This window comes from Micromonospora sp. NPDC093244, assembly GCF_040683695.1.
In the GTDB taxonomy this organism is placed as follows: Bacteria; Actinomycetota; Actinomycetes; order Mycobacteriales; family Micromonosporaceae; genus Micromonospora.
The window spans coordinates 294794-314592 of the sequence record NZ_JBFBEO010000005.1; the positions used below are offsets into that span (position 1 = coordinate 294794).

Here is a 19799-nt window from a genome sequence, read left to right on the forward strand (position 1 = left end):
TCACTCGCCGGCGTCGTCGGTGGAGGGCAGCAGGGGCAGCCGGACCCGGAAGGTGGCCCCACCGCCCGGCGTCTCGGCCACCTCGACTGAGCCGTGGTGGGCGGCCACCAGGGCGGCGACGATGGCCAAGCCGAGCCCGGTGCCGGTGTTGCCGTCGGCCCGGCGGGTACGCGCCGCGTCGGCCCGGTAGAACCGCTCGAAGACCCGTTCGGCCTGCTCCGGGGAGAGGCCCTGACCGGTGTCGGCCACCTCCACCACGGCGAGGTTCCCCTCCTCGGCGCGCAGCCGCAGGCTGACCCTGGCGTCCGTCGGGGTGTGGGTGAGCGCGTTGGTCATCAGATTGCCGATGATCTGACGCAGCCGCGCGTCGTCGGCCAGGACCACGAGCGGTCCCGACCCGGGTTCGATCTCCAGGTCGACCTGTCGGTCCGGGGCCATCGCCCGGGCGGCGTCCACCGCGTCGGAGGCGAGCACCGGCAGCTCCACCGGGGCGAGGGAGAGTGGCCGTTCCCGGTCCAGCCGGGCCAGGAGCAGCAGATCCTCCACCAGCAGGCCCATCCGGGCCGCCTCGTCCTCGATTCGGCGGAGCAGGCCCGCCGTCTCCTCCGGCGCCCGCGCGGCGCCCTGCCGGTACAGCTCGGCGAAGCCCCGGATGGTGGTCAGCGGGGTCCGCAGCTCGTGTGACGCGTCGGCCACGAACTGCCGCATCCGCTCCTCGGAGCGCCGGGCCCGCGCCTCGGACGCCTGGGCCGCGGCGGCGGCATCCCGGGCGGCGCTCTCCGCCCACCGCGCCGCGGTCTCCGAGGCGGCTCTGGCTGTGAACGCCGCCTCGATCTGGGTGAGCATCGCGTTCAGCGCGCGCGAGAGCCGGCCCAGCTCGGAGGTGGGATGCTCCTGGCCCTGTTCCGGGTCGGGAACCCGGCGGGTCAGGTCACCGCCGGCGATCGCGGCGGCGGTCCGTTCGATCTCGACCAGCGGTTTGAGGCTGGTCCGGACGATCGCCGCGCCGACCGACGCCAACATGATCAGCACCGCGCCGCCCACCAGGAGGTCTATCCAGACGAGCTGCTTCACCGCCCGGTCCACCTCGGTCAGCGGCTGGCCCACGGCCAGCACCGACCCGTCCGGCTGGGCCGCGTAGTAGACCCGCCACCGGGTGAGGCCGTCTTGCGAGCGGACCGTCCGCGGCTCCCCCTCCAGCTCCTCGAAGCCGTCGCGGCTCGTCGCAAAGGTGGGCAGTTCCTCGGGATCGAGACTGTATTTGTCGTAGACCGGCTTGTAGACCTGCCGCTCGTCGGCGAGCGACACGACGTAGTCGCTGGGCAGCATGGCGTTGACCTCCCCGCTGCGCAGCTTCGGGAGCAGCTGACCGAGGCCCTGGGCGGTCGACCTGATCTGCCCGTCCACCTGGCCCTGGAGGTAGTTGCGCAGGAAGTAGGCGGTCAGTGAACTGATCACCAGCAGAGCCACGGCGACAAGCGTGAGCACCGAGGTGACCAGCTTCACCCGCAGCGGCACGCTGCGGACCCGCCCCTTGGCCTGCTGGACCGGGTTCACGCCGCCGGCTTGCGCAGCACGTATCCCACGCCGCGGAGGGTGTGGATCAGCCGGGGTTGGGTGGTGTCGACCTTGCGCCGCAGGTAGGAGATGTAGGACTCGACGATGTTGTCGTCGCCCCGGAAGTCGTAGTTCCAGACGTGGTCGAGGATCTGCGCCTTGGACAGCACCCGGTTGGCGTTGAGCATCAGGTACCGCAGCAGCTTGAACTCGGTCGGCGAGAGCTGCACCCGCTGGCCGGCCCGGTGCACCTCGTGGGTCTCCTCGTCCAACTCCAGGTCGGCGAAGGTGAGCCGGGAGGGGGTCTGCTCGCCGGTGGTGGTGCGGCGCAGCACGGCGCGGATCCGGGCGGTCAGCTCCTCCAGGCTGAACGGCTTGGTGACGTAGTCGTCGCCGCCCAGGGTCAACCCACGGATCTTGTCGTCGGTGGCGTCCCGCGCGGTCAGGAAGACCACCGGGGTACGCGTACCGCCCTCGCGGAGCATCCGGATGACCTCGAAGCCGTCGAGGTCGGGCAGCATCACGTCGAGCACGACGAGGTCGGGCCTGTGGTCCTTGGCGGCGTTCAGGGCCGCGCTGCCGCTTGTCGCGGTGGCCACGTCGAAGCCCGCGAACCGCAGGCTCGCGGAGAGGAGTTCGAGGATGTTGGGGTCGTCCTCGACGACGAGAAGTCGCGCCTCGGTCTGGGTAGCGGGCATGGCCCCATCATGGGTGACCTCACTGCGCCGGCGCTGGACGCTTCCTGCAAAAACCCTGTGAGTCGCCGTCGGCGTGTCGCTCAGCGCAGAAGTCGGCGCAAACCGTCCAGCGCGCCGTCGAGCAGACGGATCGCCGTCCGAAGCTGGGTGTCGCTGAACTGCCGGGCCCGTGCCAGCCGGCCGACCTCGGCGGTGAACGCGGCCAGCCGCTCGTCGAGCTCGTCGAGCAGGGCGGTGCGTGGCCCGTCGGTCGACGACGGCCGGGGCGGCGGCGGGGGCGCGTCCCACCGGGTACGCCGGGTCTGCCGGGTCGCCTCGCTCAGTTCCCGCTTGAGGTCGCGTACCGAGCCGCGTACCTCGCTGCGGATCTCGCCGGCCAGGGTGGAGAGGTCCGCCACCGAGGCGGCGATGTCGGCCTCCAACGCGGTCAGCTCGTCGGCCCGCTGGCGCAGCTCGGCACGACCGGCGTCGGTGATGTCGTACGTCTTGCGGCCGCCGGCCGCGGTGTGGCTGACGAGGCCCTCGGCCTCCAGCCGTTGCAGGCGGGGGTAGATGGTGCCGGCGCTTGGCGCGTAGAGCCCGAGGAAGCGGTCCTCCAGCAGGCGGATCAGCTCGTAGCCGTGCTTGGGGCCGTCGTCGAGGAGCTTGAGCAGGTAGAGCCGGAGCCGTCCGTGGCTGAACACGGCGGTCACGGCAGCTCCTCGGATTCGTCGTCGACCGCTCGGGCGAGCAGGGCGATGCTGCCCGAGGTCGCGGAGGCCCAGAGTTTACCTTCGCCGTCGCCGAGCACCCCCTCGCTGTTCGGCAGCGGGAACGTCGAGCCCCGCACCTGCCGGAATCCGCTGGTGATCCGACCGGAGGCGGTGTTCAGCCGGACGGCGAGGTCGCTGTCCTCGCGGACCCGGACGGTGATGCTGCCGGAGATGGTGGTGAGCCGGATCTCGCTGCGTCGGGGGTTGTCGAAATCGCAGGTGATGGCGCCGGAGACGGTCTGCGCCCGTACCCGGTCGGCGGCGCTGTCGGCGATGATCACCTCTCCGGAGACGGTTTCCAGGGTGAGGTCGCCGCGTACGCCGAGCGCCTCCACCGGCCCTGAGGTGATCTTCGCGGAGGTGGTGCCCCGCAGGCCCATGAGGGTGATCTGACCGGCGGCGATGTCGACTGTGGTCTGCCGGCGCAGGCCGGAGACGACCACCGCGCCGGCCCCCAGGCCGAGGTCGGCGAGGACGTCGGCGGGCACGGCGAGGGAGACGTCCACCCGTGGGTAGCGGTGCAGCGACCGGAGCCAGCGCAGCGCGTCCGACCAGCTCCGACCCCGTTCCTGGCGGATGCTGAGCCGGCCGTCGGAGTGGTCGACCAGCACCGGCCGCCTGGCGACGTGGGTGATGTCGACCCGGGTCGGGCCGTCGGCGGCGACCACGTTGAGGCGTCCGCTCAGCAGTCGGACGTCCAGTCGGGTGACCGGGCCCTCCAGGGTGAGCCGCTGCGGGCTCTCGACAGTCCATCCGGCCATGGCGTCCTCCCTCGACGGCGCCGACGCGCGCCCGACGAGAAAGACACTAACGCGATACATCGCGATAGCACAAGACTGTCACGTGTCGCCCCGCCCCGCGCGGCGGGTGCGGGTGGCGGGCCCCCGGGCGGCGGGCGGTGGCGGCTTCCTCAGGCCGCCAGATCCAGCTCGCTCCCTGCGGCCGGTACCGGCACGCGGACGGCAGGGGTCGCGGTGGGCCTCTGACGCCGCCGGGTCCGCGTCGGGGTAGCAGTCACCAGGTGTACGGCCGACTCGGCGGCCCGGGCCAGCAACCGCCGGTCGGCGTCGCGGGCCGGGTGCAGGGCGGCGGCGATCGTCACCGAGACCACCAGGTCCCGTGCGGCCACCACCCGGGCCACCGAACGCAGCAGGGTGTCCGCGCCCAGGAAGGCCGCGGCGGTGGTTGACGAGCCGGTGGCCTCGCACCGGTAGCCCAACCGCAACGGCACCACCGGACTGCCCGTGTCGATCGCCGCCTGGAACATCGCGGGGCGGAACCCCCCACCGGGGCGGCAGTCGCCCTCGCCCGCACACCAGGTCGTACCCTCCGGGAAGACCGCCACCGACCGACCGGCCCGCAGCGCGTCGCCGAGCCGGCGCACGGTGGCCGGCAGTTCCCGCGGCCGGGACCGGTCCACGAAGACCGTGCCCACCGCGGCGGCCAGCACGCCGACCACGGGCCAGGTACGGACCTCCCGCTTCGCCACCATCCGGGTCGGCGCCACCGCCAGCACGGCGAGGATGTCCAGCCACGACACGTGGTTGGCGACCAGCAGCGCGCGCCGCCGGGGCAGGCGGCCCCGGACCACCAGGCGGACGCCGAACGCCCGCGCCGTGCCCCGGGCCCAGCCACGCACCGCCGCCTGCCGCTCCCGAACCGGGAGTACGGGCAGCAGCACCGCCAGGCCCACACCGGTCAGCAGCATGCCGGTCGCCGCGACCAGCCGGAGAACCCGGCGGACCACGGGCACGGTGGGCACCTCGCCGGCTGTCGGCAGGCACCCCTCGTCACACCCGGAAACGGGCCGCCACAGGTCGTGCGACACGGCGGTCACCTCTGCACCCCGCCGAGGAAGTGCCGCAGGTAGCGCGGGTTCATCCGGTCCAGCGAGAAGAGCACGTAGAAGTCCGCGCACCCGAAGTCCGGGTCGTACGACGGCTCGCCGCAGATCCACGCGCCGAGCCGCAGGTAGCCGCGCAGCAGCGGCGGCACCACCACCCGTCCGGCCGGGTCGGCGGCGACGGCGGCCGGCTCGGCGAACCAGGGGCGCAGCGGGCGGACCCGCAGCGGCGGTGGCGACAGGTGTCGGGCCTGCGCCTGCGCCCACACCCCGGCGACCGTCCGACCGCCGTCGGCCACCGGCACCGAGGCGCAGCCGCCGAGCCAGCGGGAGCCGCGCAGGTGCAGGTACCTGGTGATGCCGGCCCACATCAGGTTGATGACCGCGCCCGAACGGTGGTCCGGGTGTACGCAGGACCGTCCCGCCTCGACCAGGTCGTCGCGGAGTGGGTCGAGCGCGGCGAGGTCGAACTCGTCCTCGGCGTACCGCCGGTCGATGCGTCCGGGCGGCAGCAGCCGGTACGTGCCGACCACCGCGCCGGTGCTGTCCTCGCGGACGATGAGGTGGTCGCAGTGGGCGTCGAAGGGGTCCACGTCCAACCCGGCCCCGCCGGGCCTGAGGGTGGCGCCCAACTCGGTGGCGAACACCTCGTGGCGCAGGCGTTGCGCGGCCGCGACCTGGGTGGGGTCGTCGGCGATCAGCAGGGTGTATCCGCTGGTCGTCAGTGGTGCGCCAGCGGCATGCAGAACGGCCATGGGATCTGTGTAGGTGCCCCGGGTTGCCATCCACGGGCACCACCGGTGTCGGCAGGGTGAACGCCGGCCGGCAGATGCGTCCCACAGGTGGTCGTGCGAGGCTGCGGGACGAACCGGCGACGGTGCCGGAACACCCCACCGGAGGTCGACGATGCTCATCGGGTCCCGCTACAACGGGCCTCCCGGCTCCGGCAACGGCGGCTGGAGCGCGGGAGTCTTCGCCGCCGCGGCCGGCGGCACCGGACCGGTCGAGGTGACGTTGCGCCGGCCACCGCCGCTGGACACCGAACTGAGCCTCACCGGCGGCGAGGTCCGCGACCCGGCCGGCGAGCTGGTGGCCGAGGTACGACAGGTGGCGACCGTCGACGCGGTCGTACCCCCGGTGGACCTGGACACCGCGCGCCTCGCCGCGACCGGCTATCCCGGCCTGGTCGAGCATCCGTTTCCCGGCTGCTACGTCTGCGGACCGGACCGGGCCGACGGGCTGCGGATCTTCCCGGGCCGGCTTCCGGACGGCCGGACCGCCGCGCCGTTCCGCGCACCCGACGAGATCGGCGACGCCACGGTCTGGGCGGCCCTGGACTGCCCCGGCGGCTGGACGGTGCTCGCGCCGGGCCGCCCGTACCTGCTGGGCCGGATCGCCGCGGTGGTCACGGCGCGGCCCGCGCCCGGCGACGAGTGCGTGGTGACCGGCGCGTTGATCGGCGTCGACGGCCGCAAGGCGTCGGTGCACACAAGCCTGTACGGGCCGGACGGCACGCTGCTCGGCGCGGCCCGGGCCACCTGGATCGCCCGCTGACCCCTCGCCGTCGTCCGCGGGGATGAGTGCCTCCACCCCGAGGTGGACCACGCCGTACGGACCGAGCCTGATTGACCTTGTTGCTCGGTACCGTCACGCTGTGCCACGGCGTACCTCGACGCCGCTCACGGGAGGAGAACGATGACTGACGGGCAGCGAAGCCCCACCAGCGACGGTCAGATCGTGGTGTCCGGTCTGACGAAGCAGTACAAGAACGTCCGGGCGGTGAACAACCTGTCCTTCACCGTGGCGCCGGGACGGGTGACCGGCTTCCTCGGCCCGAACGGCGCCGGCAAGACCACCACGCTGCGGATGCTGCTGAACCTGGTCACGCCCACCGCCGGTACGGCCACCATCAGCGGCCACCGGTACGCCGACCTCGCCGACCCGCTGCGGCACGTCGGCGCGATCCTGGAGGCGTCCAGCGCGCACAAGGGTCGTACCGGCATCAACCACCTGCGGGTGATCTGCGCGGCGGCCGGGCTGCCGAAAGAGCGGGCCGACGCGGCGCTGGAGCTGGTCGGGTTGACCCCGGCGGCGAAGCGCAAGTTCAAGGGTTACTCGCTGGGCATGAAGCAGCGGCTCGGTATCGCCGCCGCGATGCTCGGTGACCCCCGTGTGCTGATCCTCGACGAGCCGGCCAACGGGTTGGACCCGGAGGGCATCAGGTGGATGCGGGGGTTCCTCAAGAACCTCGCCCACGAGGGCCGTACGGTGCTGGTCTCCAGCCACCTGCTGTCGGAGATGCAGTTGCTCGCCGACGACGTGGTGATCATCGCGGCCGGGCAGTTGGTCCGGCAGGGTCCGGTCGAGCAGGTGCTCGGGTCGATGGCGCAGGGCGCCCAGGTGCGGGTCCGCACCCCGCAGGCCGAGGCGCTTACCACCGCGCTGAAGGCGCAGTCGGCGACTGTCGACACCGGCGAGAACGGCGTCCTGCTGGTCAGCGGGGTGGACGCCCCGGCGATCGGCCGGGCCGCGCTGGCCGCCGGTGTGGAGCTGCACGAACTGACCACCGAAAGGCCCGACCTGGAACGGGTCTTCCTGGAGCTGACGGCCGGAAAGGCGGGCATCCGATGAACCTCGTCCGATCCGAGCTGCTCAAGATCCGTACGACGAACACCTGGTGGATCTTCGCGCTCATCACGCTGCCCCTGTGGGCGCTCACCCTGCTCATCAACTGGTTGCAGGCCGACGCCCTCACCAGCAACAACATCGGCGAGGTGACGGCCGAGCAGGCCGCCCAGTTCGAGGCGGCGGCCAGCCCGGACGCGCTGTCGTCCAACCTGTTCACCACCGGGCAGTTCTTCGGCCTGCTGATCGTGATGCTGCTCGGCATCATCGTGGTGACAAGCGAGTTCTTCCACCAGACGGTCACCACGACCTTCCTCACCAGCCCGCACCGCACCGCGGTGATGGTCGCCAAGCTGGTCGCGGCCGGCGTGCTGGCGCTGCTGTTCTGGCTGGTCACCACCGCGCTCAACCTCGTCGCCGGATCGGCGGTGCTGAACGCGGTAGGGGTGGACTCGCAACTGGGCAACGACGCGGCCTGGCGGGCCATCGGGTTGAACCTGCTCGCGTACCTGCTCTGGGCGGTGTTCGGCGTCGGCATCGGCGTGCTGATCCGCAGCCAGATCGGCGCGACAGTGACAGGCATCCTGCTCTACCTGGGTGGCTCGATCGGCGCCATCTTCGTCATCGCGATCCTGGCCGACAGGTGGGGCGACTGGATCAACAACCTGCAACTGCTGGTGCCGTCGCTCGCCTCGTCGCTGATGGTCACCGGGGCGGACATCCCCGGCAACCCGCCGCGCTGGGCGGGCGCCGCCGTGCTGATCGGGTACGCGGTGGTCACCGGTGTGGTCGGCAGCCTGCTGATGCGCCGGCGCGACATCTCCTGACCGAACCGGGGTGGCGGCGGCACGGCCGCCACCCCGCAACGGCAGGTCGGTCAGCCGCCCGGGCAGCCGTGGCCGCCGCTGCGCGGTATGCACTGCGTGATCGCCGGGGCGGGCCCGTCGTCGGCGGGAGTGTGGCCGATCAGGACGCCGGTGGCCATCCGGCTGACGAGGACGACAAGCAGGTAGAGCAGCACCATCCCGCCGATCGCCCAGCGGAAGTGCCGGTGCCAGCCCTCGTCCTCGGCCAGCCCGGCGAAGAGCAGGCCGATCAACGGGAGCGCGTTGAGCAGGAGACCGACGATCAGCAGAGCGTCGGTGGTCGCGCCGAACGCCTCCGCCGCCTCCCGGGTCGGCGCGTACGGCTTGGCGGTTCGCCGGATCAGGCCCACCAGGAGCAGGAACGGCACCCCGTACAGCCAGACGAAGAAGAGGCCGCCGAGCCCGAGGCGCTTCACGAGCGCCCCGCGTACACGGCGGCGCAGATCGTGACGGTGACCAGCGCGGACAGGGTGCCGGCGAGCACCGCCGAGGGGACCAGGCGCACCAGCAGCGCCGACACCAGCGCCGTCACGACGAGCAGCCCGGCGAGCACCGGCCCACCCCACACCAGCATGATCAGCGCCAGGGACTCCCCCGGCGACAGGCAACTGAACCAGGCCGAGCAGTCCGTCGACGGCGGGCTGGGCACGCTCGCCAGACCCACCGCCACGGCCGCGCCGACAGTCACGTACCAACCGGACGCCACCGCCATGCTCCGGCCGTAGCGCCCCCGTACCCCGTTGTGATCCATGCGGCCGATCCTCGTGGGCCACCGCTCCCCGGACATCGGTACCCGTACTCAGTTGGCCATAGCAGTCACCGCCGGTGGACGCAGGGGTTGCCGAACTTCTGGCATCTTCTGTGAAACCGGCCACCCGACCGAGGCGGAAATGCCTGCGGGATCCGTACGGCGTAGCCTGGGAGTCGTCCTGTCCGTAGTCCCCACTCGGGGGCGCGACGGACACCGCGTGACACACAACCCGCGTGAAAGAGGCGATTACCGGCCGTGTCGACCCAGCAGACTTCGCAGGAGAACCCACTGGCGGGTTTCGGCCCGAACGAGTGGATCGTCGAGGAGATGTACCAGCGCTACCTCGCCGACCCAACGAGCGTCGATTCGGCCTGGCACGACTTCTTCGCCGACTATCGACCGGCGCCTGGAGCCGCCACACCGCGCGGGGCTGAGGCGTCGGGCAAGCCGGCCGCCGCTCCGGAGCCGGACGGGCAGCCGGAGGCGTCCGCCTCGGTCAGCCAGCCGAGCGCCGCAGCACAGCCGGCCGGCAAGCCCGCCGCCGCACAGCCGGCACCGGCCAAGCCTGCCGCCGCGCCGGCCAAGGCCGCCGAGAAGGCCCCGGAGAAGGCGGCCCCGGCCAAGCCTGCCGCGAAGGCCGCCGCCCCGACCGCCGACGGTCCGCAGACCACGCCGCTGCGCGGTGTCGCCGCGAAGATCGTCCAGAACATGGACGCCTCGCTGAGCGTGCCCACCGCGACAAGCGTCCGCGCGGTCCCGGCCAAGCTGCTCGTCGACAACCGCATCGTGATCAACAACCACCTCGCCCGCGGGCGAGGTGGCAAGGTCAGCTTCACCCACCTCGTCGGGTACGCGATGGTCCGGGCGCTCGTGCAGCACCCGGAGATGAACAACTCCTTCGCGGAGGCCAACGGCAAGCCGGCGGTGGTCCGCCCGGCGCACGTCAACCTCGGCATCGCCATCGACCTGGCCAAGCCGGACGGCAGCCGCAACCTGGTGGTCCCCTCCATCAAGGGCTGCGAGCAGATGGACTTCCGGCAGTTCTGGCAGGCGTACGAGGACGTGGTCCGTCGGGCGCGGCGCAACGAGCTGACCATGGAGGACTACTCCGGCACCACGATCTCGCTGACCAACCCCGGTGGCATCGGCACGGTGCACTCGATGCCGCGGCTCATGCAGGGGCAGAGCGCGATCATCGGTGTCGGCGCGATGGAGTACCCGGCCCCCTACCAGGGCATGTCCGAGGCCACCCTCGCCGAGCTGGCGGTCAGCAAGGTCATCACGCTGACCAGCACGTACGACCACCGGATCATCCAGGGCGCGCAGTCCGGCGAGTTCCTCAAGGTGATGCACGAGCTGATCCTGGGCGAGCACGGCTTCTACGACCAGATCTTCACCTCCTTGCGCATCCCGTACGAGCCGGTGCGCTGGGTGCGCGACGTGGCCGTCAACTCCGAGGGTCAGATCAACAAGACCGCCCGGGTGCACGAGCTGATCCACGCGTACCGGGTGCGCGGTCACCTGATGGCCGACACCGACCCGCTGGAATTCACCATCCGCAAGCACCCGGACCTGGACGTCCTCCAGCACGGGCTGACCCTGTGGGATCTGGACCGGGAGTTCCCGGTGAACGGCTTCGCCGGCCGCCAGCGGATGAAGCTGCGCGAGATCCTCGGCGTTCTGCGCGACTCGTACTGCCGCCGGGTCGGCATCGAGTACATGCACATCCAGGACCCGGAGGAGCGGCGCTGGATCCAGGAGCGGATAGAGCGCAAGTACGAGAAGCCGACCGCCGACGAGCAGAAGCACGTCCTCAACCGGCTCAACGCCGCCGAGGCGTTCGAGACCTTCCTGCAGACCAAGTACGTCGGCCAGAAGCGGTTCTCGCTGGAGGGCGGCGAGTCGCTGATCCCGCTGCTCGGCGAGGTGCTCGAGTGCTCCGCCGAGAACGGTCTGGACGAGGTCGTCATCGGCATGGCGCACCGGGGCCGGCTCAACGTGCTGGCCAACATCGTCGGCAAGCCGTACGAGAAGATCTTCTCCGAGTTCGAGGGTCACCTGGACCCGCGCTCGACGCAGGGCTCCGGCGACGTGAAGTACCACCTGGGCCAGAACGGCAAGTTCACCACCCCGGACGGCGAGCACGCCGTCAAGGTGTCGGTGGTGGCGAACCCGTCGCACCTGGAGGCCGTCGACCCGGTGCTGGAGGGCATCGTCCGGGCCAAGCAGGACCGGATCGACCTCAAGCTCGAGGGCTACACCGTGCTGCCGCTGTCGGTGCACGGTGACGCCGCGTTCGCCGGGCAGGGTGTGGTCGCCGAGACGCTCAACCTCTCGCAGCTGCGCGGCTACCGCACCGGTGGCACCGTGCACGTGGTGGTCAACAACCAGGTCGGCTTCACCACCGCGCCGGAGTACAGCCGCTCCAGCCTGTACAGCACCGACGTGGCCCGGATGATCCAGGCGCCGATCTTCCACGTCAACGGGGACGACCCGGAGGCCGTGGTCCGGGTGGCCCGGCTGGCCTTCGAGTACCGGCAGGCGTTCAACAAGGACGTCGTGATCGACCTGGTCTGCTACCGCCGGCGCGGGCACAACGAGGGCGACGACCCGTCGATGTCCAACCCCCAGATGTACAAGATCATTGACTCGAAGCGCTCGGTGCGCAAGCTCTACACCGAGGAGCTGATCGGTCGCGGCGACATCACCGTGGAGGACGCGGAGGAGCTGCTGCGGGACTACCAGTCGCAGCTGGAGAAGGTCTTCAAGGCCACCCGGGACGCCGCCGCCTCGCCCCGCCAGCTGAACCGGCCGCGCCGCGAGGAGGAGCCGGAGCCGCAGGTCGACACCGCCACCGACGCCGCCGTCGTCAAGGCGATCGGCGAGGCGCACACCAACCTGCCGGAGGGCTTCACCCCGCACAAGCGGATCCAGCAGTTGCTCGACAGACGGGCCAAGATGTCCGTCGAGGGCAACATCGACTGGGGCTACGGCGAGATCATCGCGTTCGGGGCACTGCTGCACGACGGCGTGACCGTCCGGCTGGCCGGCCAGGATTCGCGTCGCGGCACGTTCGTGCAGCGGCACGCCTCGGTTGTCGACTCCCGTACCGGCGAGGACTACCTGCCGCTGATGTCGCTCACCGGCGACGGCGAGCGTTCCCGGTTCTTCGTGCACGACTCGCTGCTCAGCGAGTACGCCGCGATGGGCTTCGAGTACGGCTACTCGGTGGAGAACATCAACGCGCTCGTCGCCTGGGAGGCCCAGTTCGGCGACTTCGTCAACGGCGCCCAGTCGGTGATCGACGAGTTCATCTCGTCAGGCGAGGTGAAGTGGGGCCAGCGCTCCGCGGTCACCCTGCTGCTGCCGCACGGCCACGAGGGCCAGGGCCCGGACCACACGTCCGGCCGGCCGGAGCGGTTCCTGCAGATGTGCGCCGAGGACAACATGCGGGTGTCCATCCCGACGACCCCGGCGAACTACTTCCACCTGCTGCGCCGGCAGGCCCTGTCGCCCAAGCGCAAGCCGCTCGTGGTGTTCACGCCGAAGTCGCTGCTGCGGCACAAGCTCTGCGTCTCCTCGGTGGAGGACTTCACCACAGGTACGTTCCAGCCGGTGCTGCGCGACACGGCCGCGCCGGCGCCGGAGGCGGTGAAGCGGGTGCTGCTCTGCTCGGGCAAGGTCTACTACGACCTGTTCCAGGCCCGACAGGAACGTGGCGTCAACGACACCGCGATCCTGCGGATCGAGCAGCTGTACCCGCTGCCGGTGGAGGAGATCCGGGCCGCCCTGGCGCAGTTCCCGAACGCGGAGGACTTCGCCTGGGTGCAGGAGGAGCCGGCCAACCAGGGTGCCTGGTCGTTCGTCGCGCTCAACCTGCTGGAGCACCTCACGGACGTCCGGCTGCGGCGGATCTCCCGCCCGGCCGCGGCGGCCCCGGCGGTCGGCTCGGCCAAGACCCACGAGGTCGAGCAGACCGCGCTGATCGAGGCGGCACTTCCCCGCCCGTGACCTGACCGCACCGCGTGAGCCGGGGCAGGGCCGTTTCCACGGTCCTGCCCCGGCTCACGTCGGTCCAACCGCCCGGCCACCCACGCCGGGCCGAGCACGAGGACGTACGCCGTGTACTTCACCGACCGTGGCATCGAGGAGCTGGTCGAGCGCCGGGGCGACGAGCAGGTGACCCTGGAGTGGCTGGGCGAGCGCCTGCGCGACTTCGTCGACCTCAACCCCGAGTTCGAGACGCCGATCGAGCGCCTGGCCACCTACCTTGCCCGCCTGGACGACCCCGACGAGGATTGAACAACCCGGCGTCGTGCGGTAGGTCGCTCAGCCGGTGCGGGAGTCGACCGGTTCGAGGCCTGTGCGGCGCAGTTTCTGCCAGCCCAGCCGGCCGCCCGTCAGTGCGGTGACCACCGCCTGGATCATCACCAGGTACATCAACTGCCGGTAGACGAACTGCTGGAGCGGCAGCACCCACAGCACGCCCAGCTTCTCCCGGTCCAACCGGAACGCCACGATCGCGGTGACCATCTGCACGCCGAGCATGACCAGCCAGGCCACCGCCGTGGCGGTCCGGTCGAGGAAGAAGAGGCCGTACAGGGCCAGCAGGTCGATAACCGGCGCGAGCAGCGGCAGGAGCACCCCGAAGAGGCTGAGGAAGAACAGGCAACGCCTGGTGAACCGGCCCGACGCGCCCCTGTCGAACATGGAGCGGCGATGCTTCCACATCGCCTGCATGGTGCCGTAGCTCCACCGGTAGCGCTGTTTCCACAGCTGCCCGAGGCTCGTCGGCGCCTCGGTCCAGGCGCGGGCCGTCTCCTCGTAGACCACCTTCCAGCCGGCGCGGCCCAGGGCCATGGTGATGTCGGTGTCCTCGGCGAGGGTGTCGTCGGTCATCCCGCCGGCGTAGCGCAGAGCCTGCCGCCGGAAGCCGCCGATCGCCCCAGGCACTGTCGACATGCAGCGGAGCGTCTCGTAGAGGCGCCGGTCCAGGTTGAAGCCGATGACGTACTCGATGTGCTGCCACTTGGCGATCAGGCTGCGCCGGTTGCCGACCTTCACGTTGCCGGCCACCGCGCCCACCTGCGGGTCGGCGAAGGGCTGCACGAGCCTGCGGACGGCGTCGGGTTCCAGGACGGTGTCCCCGTCGACCATGACGATCAGGTCGTGGCGGGCCAGCGCGACGCCTGTGTTCAACGCGCTGGGCTTGCCGCCGTTGGGCTTGCGGACCACCCGGACGTTGGACAGGCCGAGTGCGTCGACGATGTCCGCCGTCCCGTCGGTGGAGCCGTCGTCGACGACGACCACCTCGATCCCGCCGGGATGGTCGCCGCTGGCCAGGGAACGGACCGTGGCGGCGATGCCCTCCTTCTCGTTGTACGCCGGGACGATCACCGACACCGGCGCGGTGACGGGCGGCCCCCACGTCCAGTCCTTGGCCCGGCGGCGGCGGGCGTGCCGCCCGGCGAGCAGGAACAGCACCGCGGTACGCCCCACCGTGAGCACGCCGACGAGCACGAAGAGGATCCCGAACACGCTCAGCACGTGGTCGGCGCCCCGGACCGCCCAGACCAGCATCCGGCCCCGCCAGCGGTCCCCTGAGGTGGCGGCCACGCCGGATTCCACCCGGTGCTCGACCCCGGCGGCGGAGAAGGCCAGGTTCAGTCCCTCGGTCGCGGTGACGAAGCGGTATCCCCGTTGCTTCATCATCGGGATGAACCGGTCGAGGGCGGCGACGGTCTGTGCGCGGTCACCGCCGGCGTCGTGCCAGAGGGTGATGGCGCCCGAGGTGCCGGCCGGGGTCGCGTTCTCGATGATCCGGTCGACGCCGGGCAGCGCCCAGTCCTGACTGTCGGTGTCGTTGAGCACGGTCAGGTAGCCCCGGTCACCGGCAGCGGTAAGCACCGGCCAGTCCTCGTTGTCGATCGCGTCGGCGTGCGAGGAGTAGGGGAACCGGACCAGCGAGGTCCGCACACCTGTGACGGCGGCCAGGGCGAGCTGCGTCTGGGCGTACTCCAGGTCTCGGCGCCATCCGGGCAGCTCGGTGAGGTCGGGGTGGGTGAACGTGTGCACGCCGAGTTCGTGGCCGCCGCCCACCAGCCTGCGGGCCAGGTCCGGGTGCCGGGAGACCTGCGAACCCAGCACGAAGAAGGTGCCCTTGACCTGGTGGGCGTCGAGCACGCGCAGCACCTCGGGGGTCCAGACGGGGTTGGGTCCGTCGTCGAAGGTGAGCGCGATCGTCCGCTCCGGCAGCCGGTAGGAGCGGACCTGCTCGCTGTTGGCACTGATGATCGGTCCCCCGGTCACCACCGAGGTGGGGACCTCCCGTTGCCCGCCGTTGTTGCGCTGGTGGTCGGGGGTGAAGGACGCGTTGGTGTACGCGTTCACGAGGAGCACGCCGGCCAGCACCGCCAGCACCATGCCGAACAGGATCCAGCGCGGCGGCGGTACGGCGCGGCGGCGGCGGGCTGCCGCGGTCGTCGGCTCAGCCATCGGCGGGTAGGTCGTCGGGCCCGACGAGCGTCTCCTCGGGCGAGGGCGGCGGGTCCTGGGACGACGGTGAGCCGGCGGGTGTCGGTGCCGCCGGGACCGTCGGCCGCGGTGTGGGCGTTGGCGTGGCGGGTGCCCTGGCGGGGCGGCCGCTCGACGAGGGGGTGCGGCTCGGCGACCGACTGGGGACGACCGAGCGGGGGGCCGCCGGGGCGACGCTGGGAGCCACCGTGGCAGTCGGCGCACGGGGGACCGTCGACGGGTCGGGGGTGACGGTGATCGCCTCGGCCTGCGGCGACCGGGGCCGCTGGGGTTGCTCGACCTCGTCCACGAAGGGAAGCACCGTGCGCGGGTCCACCACGCCGCCGGCGAAGCTGACAGCCACCAACCCGGTGTAGAGCAGACCCACCAGGCCTACGGCGTACGCGAGCCAGCGCAGGCGGGAGCGTCGACGGCCGCTGGGATCGACGAAGACCGGCGGTGACTGGGGTACGACGGCGATCAGTGCCGTGGGTCCGTCGGACGGACCGATCACCATTGTCGGCTCGTCGACGGATGCGGTTGGTCCGGTCGGAGCGCCGTCGGGCATGCCTGCGGACGTCGACCTCCCGGTCGATGCATCGTCGCTGCTCAGGTGCCGGGCGGTCATGGGAGGCGAGTCTAGGTGTGAGACTTTTTCGACTCTCGTGACGCCCCGCAGATGAGATGCCGACCGCACCCCCCAGCCTGCCTCGATGACTAAGCGTGACCGACGGAGCACGCAGAACAATCGTCGGATCCCCCGGTGAGCGCCGGGTCGGGAACGACAGTCGCCGTCGACCGACCGGATCGTGGCCGCGACCCGGCGACCGGCGGGCGTCACCCATCGACCGGGCCACCTCGACCACCCGGCCCGGCAGCCTGGCGAGGCGAAGGCGGCACGTTTTTCGTCGTCGGGGACCACTCACGCCCGACGGACGGCGGGCGGAGGGCACACGTCACAGGGCCATTGGACCCCGGACGGGCCCGGCGGTGATCTTCTAGGGTGGGTGCGTGGCCCGCAGCGTCTATCTGACCAGCGTGGGGTCCGGCGGCGGCAAGTCGACAATCGCCCTCGGCCTCGCGGAACTCCTCTCCCGGCAGGTCGAACGGATCGGCGCGTTCCGACCGCTGGTCTCCGGCGCCGGTCCCGACCCGATCCTCGCCCTGCTGCACGACCGCTACCGGATCGACCTGCCCGAGGCCGAGCTGACCGGCGCGACGTACGCCGAGGCGGCGGCAATGGTCGCCGAGGGACGCCGGGAGGAGCTGATCTCCCGGATCGTCGAGCGGTATCGGGCGGTCGAGCGACGCTGCCCGGCCGTGGTCGTGGTGGGCAGCGACTTCGCCGACGGCGGAGACGGCGCCGGCCCTCGGGAACTGGCCTTCAACGCCCGGCTCGCCACGGAGTTCGGCAGCGTGGTGGTCCCGGTGGTAGACGGCTTCGGGCAGCAGCCGGAGGCGATCGCGGCGACGGCGCGTGGGGCGTACCACGATCTGGCGGACCTGGGCGCGACGGTGCTCGCGGTGATCGCCAACCGGGTGACAGGTCCGATGACGCTGCCGGAGCTGCCGGTCCCCGCGTACGCGATCCCCGAGGTCCCGACGGTCTCGGCGCCGACGGTGGCCGAGGTGGCGGCGGCGCTCGACGCCACCCTGCTCGCCGGCGACGACGCCGCGCTCGGCCGGGACGTGCTCGACTACGTCGTCGGTGCGGCGCACGTGCCCATCCTGCTCGACCACCTGACCGAGGGGGCGCTGGTCATCACCCCCGGTGACCGCGCCGACCTGCTGGTCGCGGCAAGCGCCGCGCACGTCGCCGGACAGGTCTCACTTGCCGGCGTGGTGCTCACCCTCGGCGAACATCCGGATCCCCGGGCGATGCGGCTGGTGCAGCTGCTCAACACCGGTGTCGCCGTGCTCTCGGTGCGCAGCGACAGCTACGACACGGTGGAGGCGTCGAGCCGGATCGAGGGACGACCCAGCGCGACCAACCCGCGCAAGGTCGAGGCGGCGCTCGGTGCGTTCGAACGCTGCGTGGACACCGACGACCTGGCCCGCCGGCTGCGGGTCAGCCGCTCCGAGCGGGTCACCCCGCTGATGTTCGAGAACGACCTGATCGACCGCGCCCGCTCGAAGCCCCGGCACCTGGTGCTGCCTGAGGGCTCCGACGAACGGATCCTGCGGGCGGCGGAGATCCTGCTGCGCCGGGGCGTCGCCGAACTGACCCTGCTCGGCCGGCCGGACGACATCGCCAGGCGTACCCGGGAGCTCGGCATCGACCTCGGCGACGCCACAATCGTCGACCCGGTCACCAGCGAATGGCGGGACGACTTCGCCGCCGAGTACGCGCGGCTGCGCGCCCACCGGGGCGTCACCGCCGAGCTGGCGCACGACATCGTGGCCCAGCCCAACTACTTCGGCACGCTCATGGTGGCCACCGGGCGAGCCGACGGCATGGTCTCCGGCGCGACGCACACCACCGCCGCGACGATCCGCCCCGCGTTCGAGATCATCCGTACCGTGCCTGACGTCTCGGTGGCGTCGAGCGTCTTCTTCATGCTGCTCGCCGACCGGGTGCTGGTCTACGGCGACTGCGCCGTCAACCGCGACCCGGACGCCGCCCAGCTCGCCGACATCGCGATCTCGTCGGCCGACACCGCCGCCCGGTTCGGCATCGAACCCCGGGTGGCCATGCTGTCGTACTCGACGGGCAGCTCCGGCGCGGGCGCCGACGTGGAGAAGGTCGCCAAGGCCACCGCGCTGGTCCGGGAACGCCGACCCGACCTGCTCGTCGAGGGGCCCATCCAGTACGACGCGGCGATCGACCCGGCGGTGGCGGCAACGAAGCTGCCCGACAGCCCCGTCGCCGGGCACGCCACTGTCTTCATCTTCCCGGACCTGAACACGGGCAACAACACGTACAAGGCGGTGCAGCGCTCGGCCGGGGCGGTCGCCGTCGGCCCGGTCATGCAGGGTCTGCGGCGGCCGGTGAACGACCTGTCCCGGGGCGCGACAGTGCCGGACATCGTGAACACGGTGGCGATCACCGCCATCCAGGCAGCCACCGAGGAGGCCTCGTGAGCCGGGTGCTGGTGCTCAACTGCGGTTCGTCGTCGGTGAAGTGGCGCCACTACGACGGTGACCGGGTGCTCGACCAGGGAACCGTCGAACGCATCGGTGAACCCGACGGCGGCCCGACGGACCACTCCGACGCCGTCCGGCGGATCCTGGACGGGCTGGACCTGACCGGACTGACGGCGGTCGGGCACCGGGTGGTGCACGGCGGCCGGAAGTTCACCGAGCCGGTGCTGATCGACGACGCGGTGCTGACCGCGATCCGGGACCTGATCTCGCTGGCTCCGCTGCACAACCCGGTCAACCTGGCGGGCATCGAGGTGACCCGCGCGGCGCTGCCGGACGTGCCGCAGGTCGCCGTCTTCGACACCGCGTTCCACCACACCCTGCCGGACGCCGCCGCGACCTACGCGATCGACAGGGACACCGCCGAGCGGTACGGCATCCGCCGGTACGGCTTCCACGGCACCTCGCACGCGTACGTGTCCCGCCGTGCGGCCGACCTGCTGGGCCGCCCGTACGACACGCTCAACATCATCACCCTGCACCTGGGCAACGGCGCCAGCGCCTGCGCGGTGTCCAACGGACGCAGCGTCGCCACCTCGATGGGCATGTCCCCCCTCGAAGGGCTGGTGATGGGCACCCGCAGCGGCGACATCGACCCCACGGTGATCTTCCACCTGCGCCGGGAGGGTGGGCTGTCGGTCGACGACATCGACGACCTGCTCAACCACCGCAGCGGCCTGCTCGGCCTGACCGGCGTCAACGACATGCGCGGGGTGCTCCAGCGCCGGGCCGCCGGGGACCGCGCGGCGGCGTTGGCCTTCGACGTGTACTGCCGGCGGATCACCGAGTACGTCGGGGCATACTACGCGCTGCTCGGCCGGGTCGACGCGATCGCCTTCACCGCCGGGGTCGGCGAGCACGCGGCGCCGGTGCGGGCGGCCGCGCTTGCCGGCCTGCACCGGTTCGGCATCACCGTCGACGAGGCCCGCAACGACGGCGAGGGCGACAGGCTGATCTCACCCGACGGAGCCGAGGTGAGCGTCTGCGTCATCCGCACCGACGAGGAACGGGAGATCGCCCGGCAGACCCGGGACGTGGTGGGGGCGGGCTGAC

Annotated in this window: 17 protein-coding genes; 7 read left to right on the forward strand and 10 right to left on the reverse strand. The window is 71.6% G+C overall.

Translation table 11 applies throughout. From position 1 onward, the window contains the following. The 6 genes from AB0N27_RS24490 to AB0N27_RS24515 form a co-directional block, all read right to left on the reverse strand. The gene (locus AB0N27_RS24490) at positions 1-1557 is read right to left on the reverse strand and encodes a HAMP domain-containing sensor histidine kinase (RefSeq protein WP_364374077.1); all 1557 of its coding nucleotides are present in this window, start codon (positions 1555-1557) and stop codon (positions 1-3) included. After that, positions 1554-2255, reverse strand: coding sequence for a response regulator transcription factor (locus AB0N27_RS24495; RefSeq protein WP_184178241.1), 702 nt, complete (start codon positions 2253-2255; stop codon positions 1554-1556). Before AB0N27_RS24495 ends, AB0N27_RS24490 begins: the two co-directional genes overlap by 4 nt. An 80-nt stretch (positions 2256-2335) precedes the next feature. Continuing rightward, entirely contained in the window at positions 2336-2947 is a 612-nt protein-coding gene (locus tag AB0N27_RS24500) for a PadR family transcriptional regulator (RefSeq protein ID WP_364374082.1), read from the reverse strand. Beyond that, positions 2944-3768, reverse strand: a complete 825-nt coding sequence (locus AB0N27_RS24505) for a DUF4097 family beta strand repeat-containing protein (protein ID WP_364374085.1) — start codon at positions 3766-3768, stop codon at positions 2944-2946. Before AB0N27_RS24505 ends, AB0N27_RS24500 begins: the two co-directional genes overlap by 4 nt. 149 nt (positions 3769-3917) lie before the next feature. Beyond that, positions 3918-4844: a lysophospholipid acyltransferase family protein gene (locus tag AB0N27_RS24510; RefSeq protein WP_364374088.1), complete on the reverse strand. Its 927-nt coding sequence runs from the start codon at positions 4842-4844 to the stop codon at positions 3918-3920. Beyond that, on the reverse strand, positions 4841-5605 hold the full coding sequence (locus AB0N27_RS24515; RefSeq protein ID WP_364374091.1) for a GNAT family N-acyltransferase: 765 nt from the start codon (positions 5603-5605) through the stop codon (positions 4841-4843). Before AB0N27_RS24515 ends, AB0N27_RS24510 begins: the two co-directional genes overlap by 4 nt. Before the next feature lie 151 nt (positions 5606-5756). Between AB0N27_RS24515 and AB0N27_RS24520 the strand changes: the two genes are divergently transcribed. The 3 genes from AB0N27_RS24520 to AB0N27_RS24530 all read left to right on the forward strand — a co-directional run bounded on the left by AB0N27_RS24520 (position 5757) and on the right by AB0N27_RS24530 (position 8302). Further along, entirely contained in the window at positions 5757-6404 is a 648-nt protein-coding gene (locus AB0N27_RS24520) for a hypothetical protein (RefSeq protein WP_364374094.1), read from the forward strand. A gap of 141 nt (positions 6405-6545) precedes the next feature. Beyond that, positions 6546-7481: an ABC transporter ATP-binding protein gene (locus AB0N27_RS24525; RefSeq protein WP_364374097.1), complete on the forward strand. Its 936-nt coding sequence runs from the start codon at positions 6546-6548 to the stop codon at positions 7479-7481. Continuing rightward, positions 7478-8302, forward strand: a complete 825-nt coding sequence (locus tag AB0N27_RS24530) for an ABC transporter permease (protein WP_364374100.1) — start codon at positions 7478-7480, stop codon at positions 8300-8302. The genes AB0N27_RS24525 and AB0N27_RS24530 overlap by 4 nt, the downstream gene beginning before the upstream one ends. A gap of 50 nt (positions 8303-8352) precedes the next feature. Here AB0N27_RS24530 and AB0N27_RS24535 read toward each other — a convergent pair whose 3' ends face one another. Together AB0N27_RS24535 and AB0N27_RS24540 are read right to left on the reverse strand one after the other, a co-directional pair. Beyond that, positions 8353-8757 (reverse strand): hypothetical protein, encoded by a 405-nt coding sequence (locus AB0N27_RS24535; RefSeq protein ID WP_364374103.1) that lies wholly within the window; start codon positions 8755-8757, stop codon positions 8353-8355. Then, entirely contained in the window at positions 8754-9092 is a 339-nt protein-coding gene (locus AB0N27_RS24540; RefSeq protein ID WP_364374106.1) for a hypothetical protein, read from the reverse strand. The genes AB0N27_RS24535 and AB0N27_RS24540 overlap by 4 nt, the downstream gene beginning before the upstream one ends. 255 nt (positions 9093-9347) lie before the next feature. On the opposite strand from AB0N27_RS24540, the gene AB0N27_RS24545 reads away from it, so the two are divergent. Together AB0N27_RS24545 and AB0N27_RS24550 are read left to right on the forward strand one after the other, a co-directional pair. Next, the gene (locus AB0N27_RS24545; RefSeq protein ID WP_364374109.1) at positions 9348-13103 is read left to right on the forward strand and encodes a multifunctional oxoglutarate decarboxylase/oxoglutarate dehydrogenase thiamine pyrophosphate-binding subunit/dihydrolipoyllysine-residue succinyltransferase subunit; all 3756 of its coding nucleotides are present in this window, start codon (positions 9348-9350) and stop codon (positions 13101-13103) included. A 111-nt stretch (positions 13104-13214) separates the two neighbouring features. Further along, positions 13215-13394 (forward strand): DUF6104 family protein, encoded by a 180-nt coding sequence (locus AB0N27_RS24550; protein ID WP_357495886.1) that lies wholly within the window; start codon positions 13215-13217, stop codon positions 13392-13394. Positions 13395-13421: 27 nt separating this feature from the next. Here the strand turns inward: AB0N27_RS24550 and AB0N27_RS24555 are convergent, their stop codons facing one another. Both AB0N27_RS24555 and AB0N27_RS24560 read right to left on the reverse strand, forming a co-directional pair. Continuing rightward, positions 13422-15587 (reverse strand): bifunctional polysaccharide deacetylase/glycosyltransferase family 2 protein, encoded by a 2166-nt coding sequence (locus tag AB0N27_RS24555; RefSeq protein ID WP_364374113.1) that lies wholly within the window; start codon positions 15585-15587, stop codon positions 13422-13424. After that, a complete protein-coding gene (locus AB0N27_RS24560; protein ID WP_364374116.1) occupies positions 15580-16233 on the reverse strand; it encodes a hypothetical protein in 654 nt (217 codons plus the stop codon). The genes AB0N27_RS24555 and AB0N27_RS24560 overlap by 8 nt, the downstream gene beginning before the upstream one ends. A gap of 383 nt (positions 16234-16616) precedes the next feature. Between AB0N27_RS24560 and pta the strand changes: the two genes are divergently transcribed. Further along, a complete protein-coding gene (gene pta, locus AB0N27_RS24565) occupies positions 16617-18686 on the forward strand; it encodes a phosphate acetyltransferase (RefSeq protein WP_364374119.1) in 2070 nt (689 codons plus the stop codon). Further along, positions 18683-19798, forward strand: coding sequence for an acetate kinase (locus tag AB0N27_RS24570; protein WP_364374122.1), 1116 nt, complete (start codon positions 18683-18685; stop codon positions 19796-19798). The genes pta and AB0N27_RS24570 overlap by 4 nt, the downstream gene beginning before the upstream one ends. Position 19799: the final 1 nt, after the last annotated feature.

Excerpts from the sequence above, each read along its gene's own strand:
- AB0N27_RS24530 (WP_364374100.1), top strand. The coding sequence starts at position 7,478 with ATGAACCTCGTCCGATCCGAGCTGCTCAAGATCCGTACGACGAACACC.
- AB0N27_RS24555 (WP_364374113.1), bottom strand. The coding sequence starts at position 15,587 with ATGGCTGAGCCGACGACCGCGGCAGCCCGCCGCCGCCGCGCCGTACCG.
- AB0N27_RS24560 (WP_364374116.1), bottom strand. The coding sequence starts at position 16,233 with ATGACCGCCCGGCACCTGAGCAGCGACGATGCATCGACCGGGAGGTCG.
- AB0N27_RS24515 (WP_364374091.1), bottom strand. The coding sequence starts at position 5,605 with ATGGCCGTTCTGCATGCCGCTGGCGCACCACTGACGACCAGCGGATAC.
- AB0N27_RS24540 (WP_364374106.1), bottom strand. The coding sequence starts at position 9,092 with ATGGATCACAACGGGGTACGGGGGCGCTACGGCCGGAGCATGGCGGTG.
- AB0N27_RS24525 (WP_364374097.1), top strand. The coding sequence starts at position 6,546 with ATGACTGACGGGCAGCGAAGCCCCACCAGCGACGGTCAGATCGTGGTG.
- AB0N27_RS24495 (WP_184178241.1), bottom strand. The coding sequence starts at position 2,255 with ATGCCCGCTACCCAGACCGAGGCGCGACTTCTCGTCGTCGAGGACGAC.
- AB0N27_RS24505 (WP_364374085.1), bottom strand. The coding sequence starts at position 3,768 with ATGGCCGGATGGACTGTCGAGAGCCCGCAGCGGCTCACCCTGGAGGGC.
- AB0N27_RS24520 (WP_364374094.1), top strand. The coding sequence starts at position 5,757 with ATGCTCATCGGGTCCCGCTACAACGGGCCTCCCGGCTCCGGCAACGGC.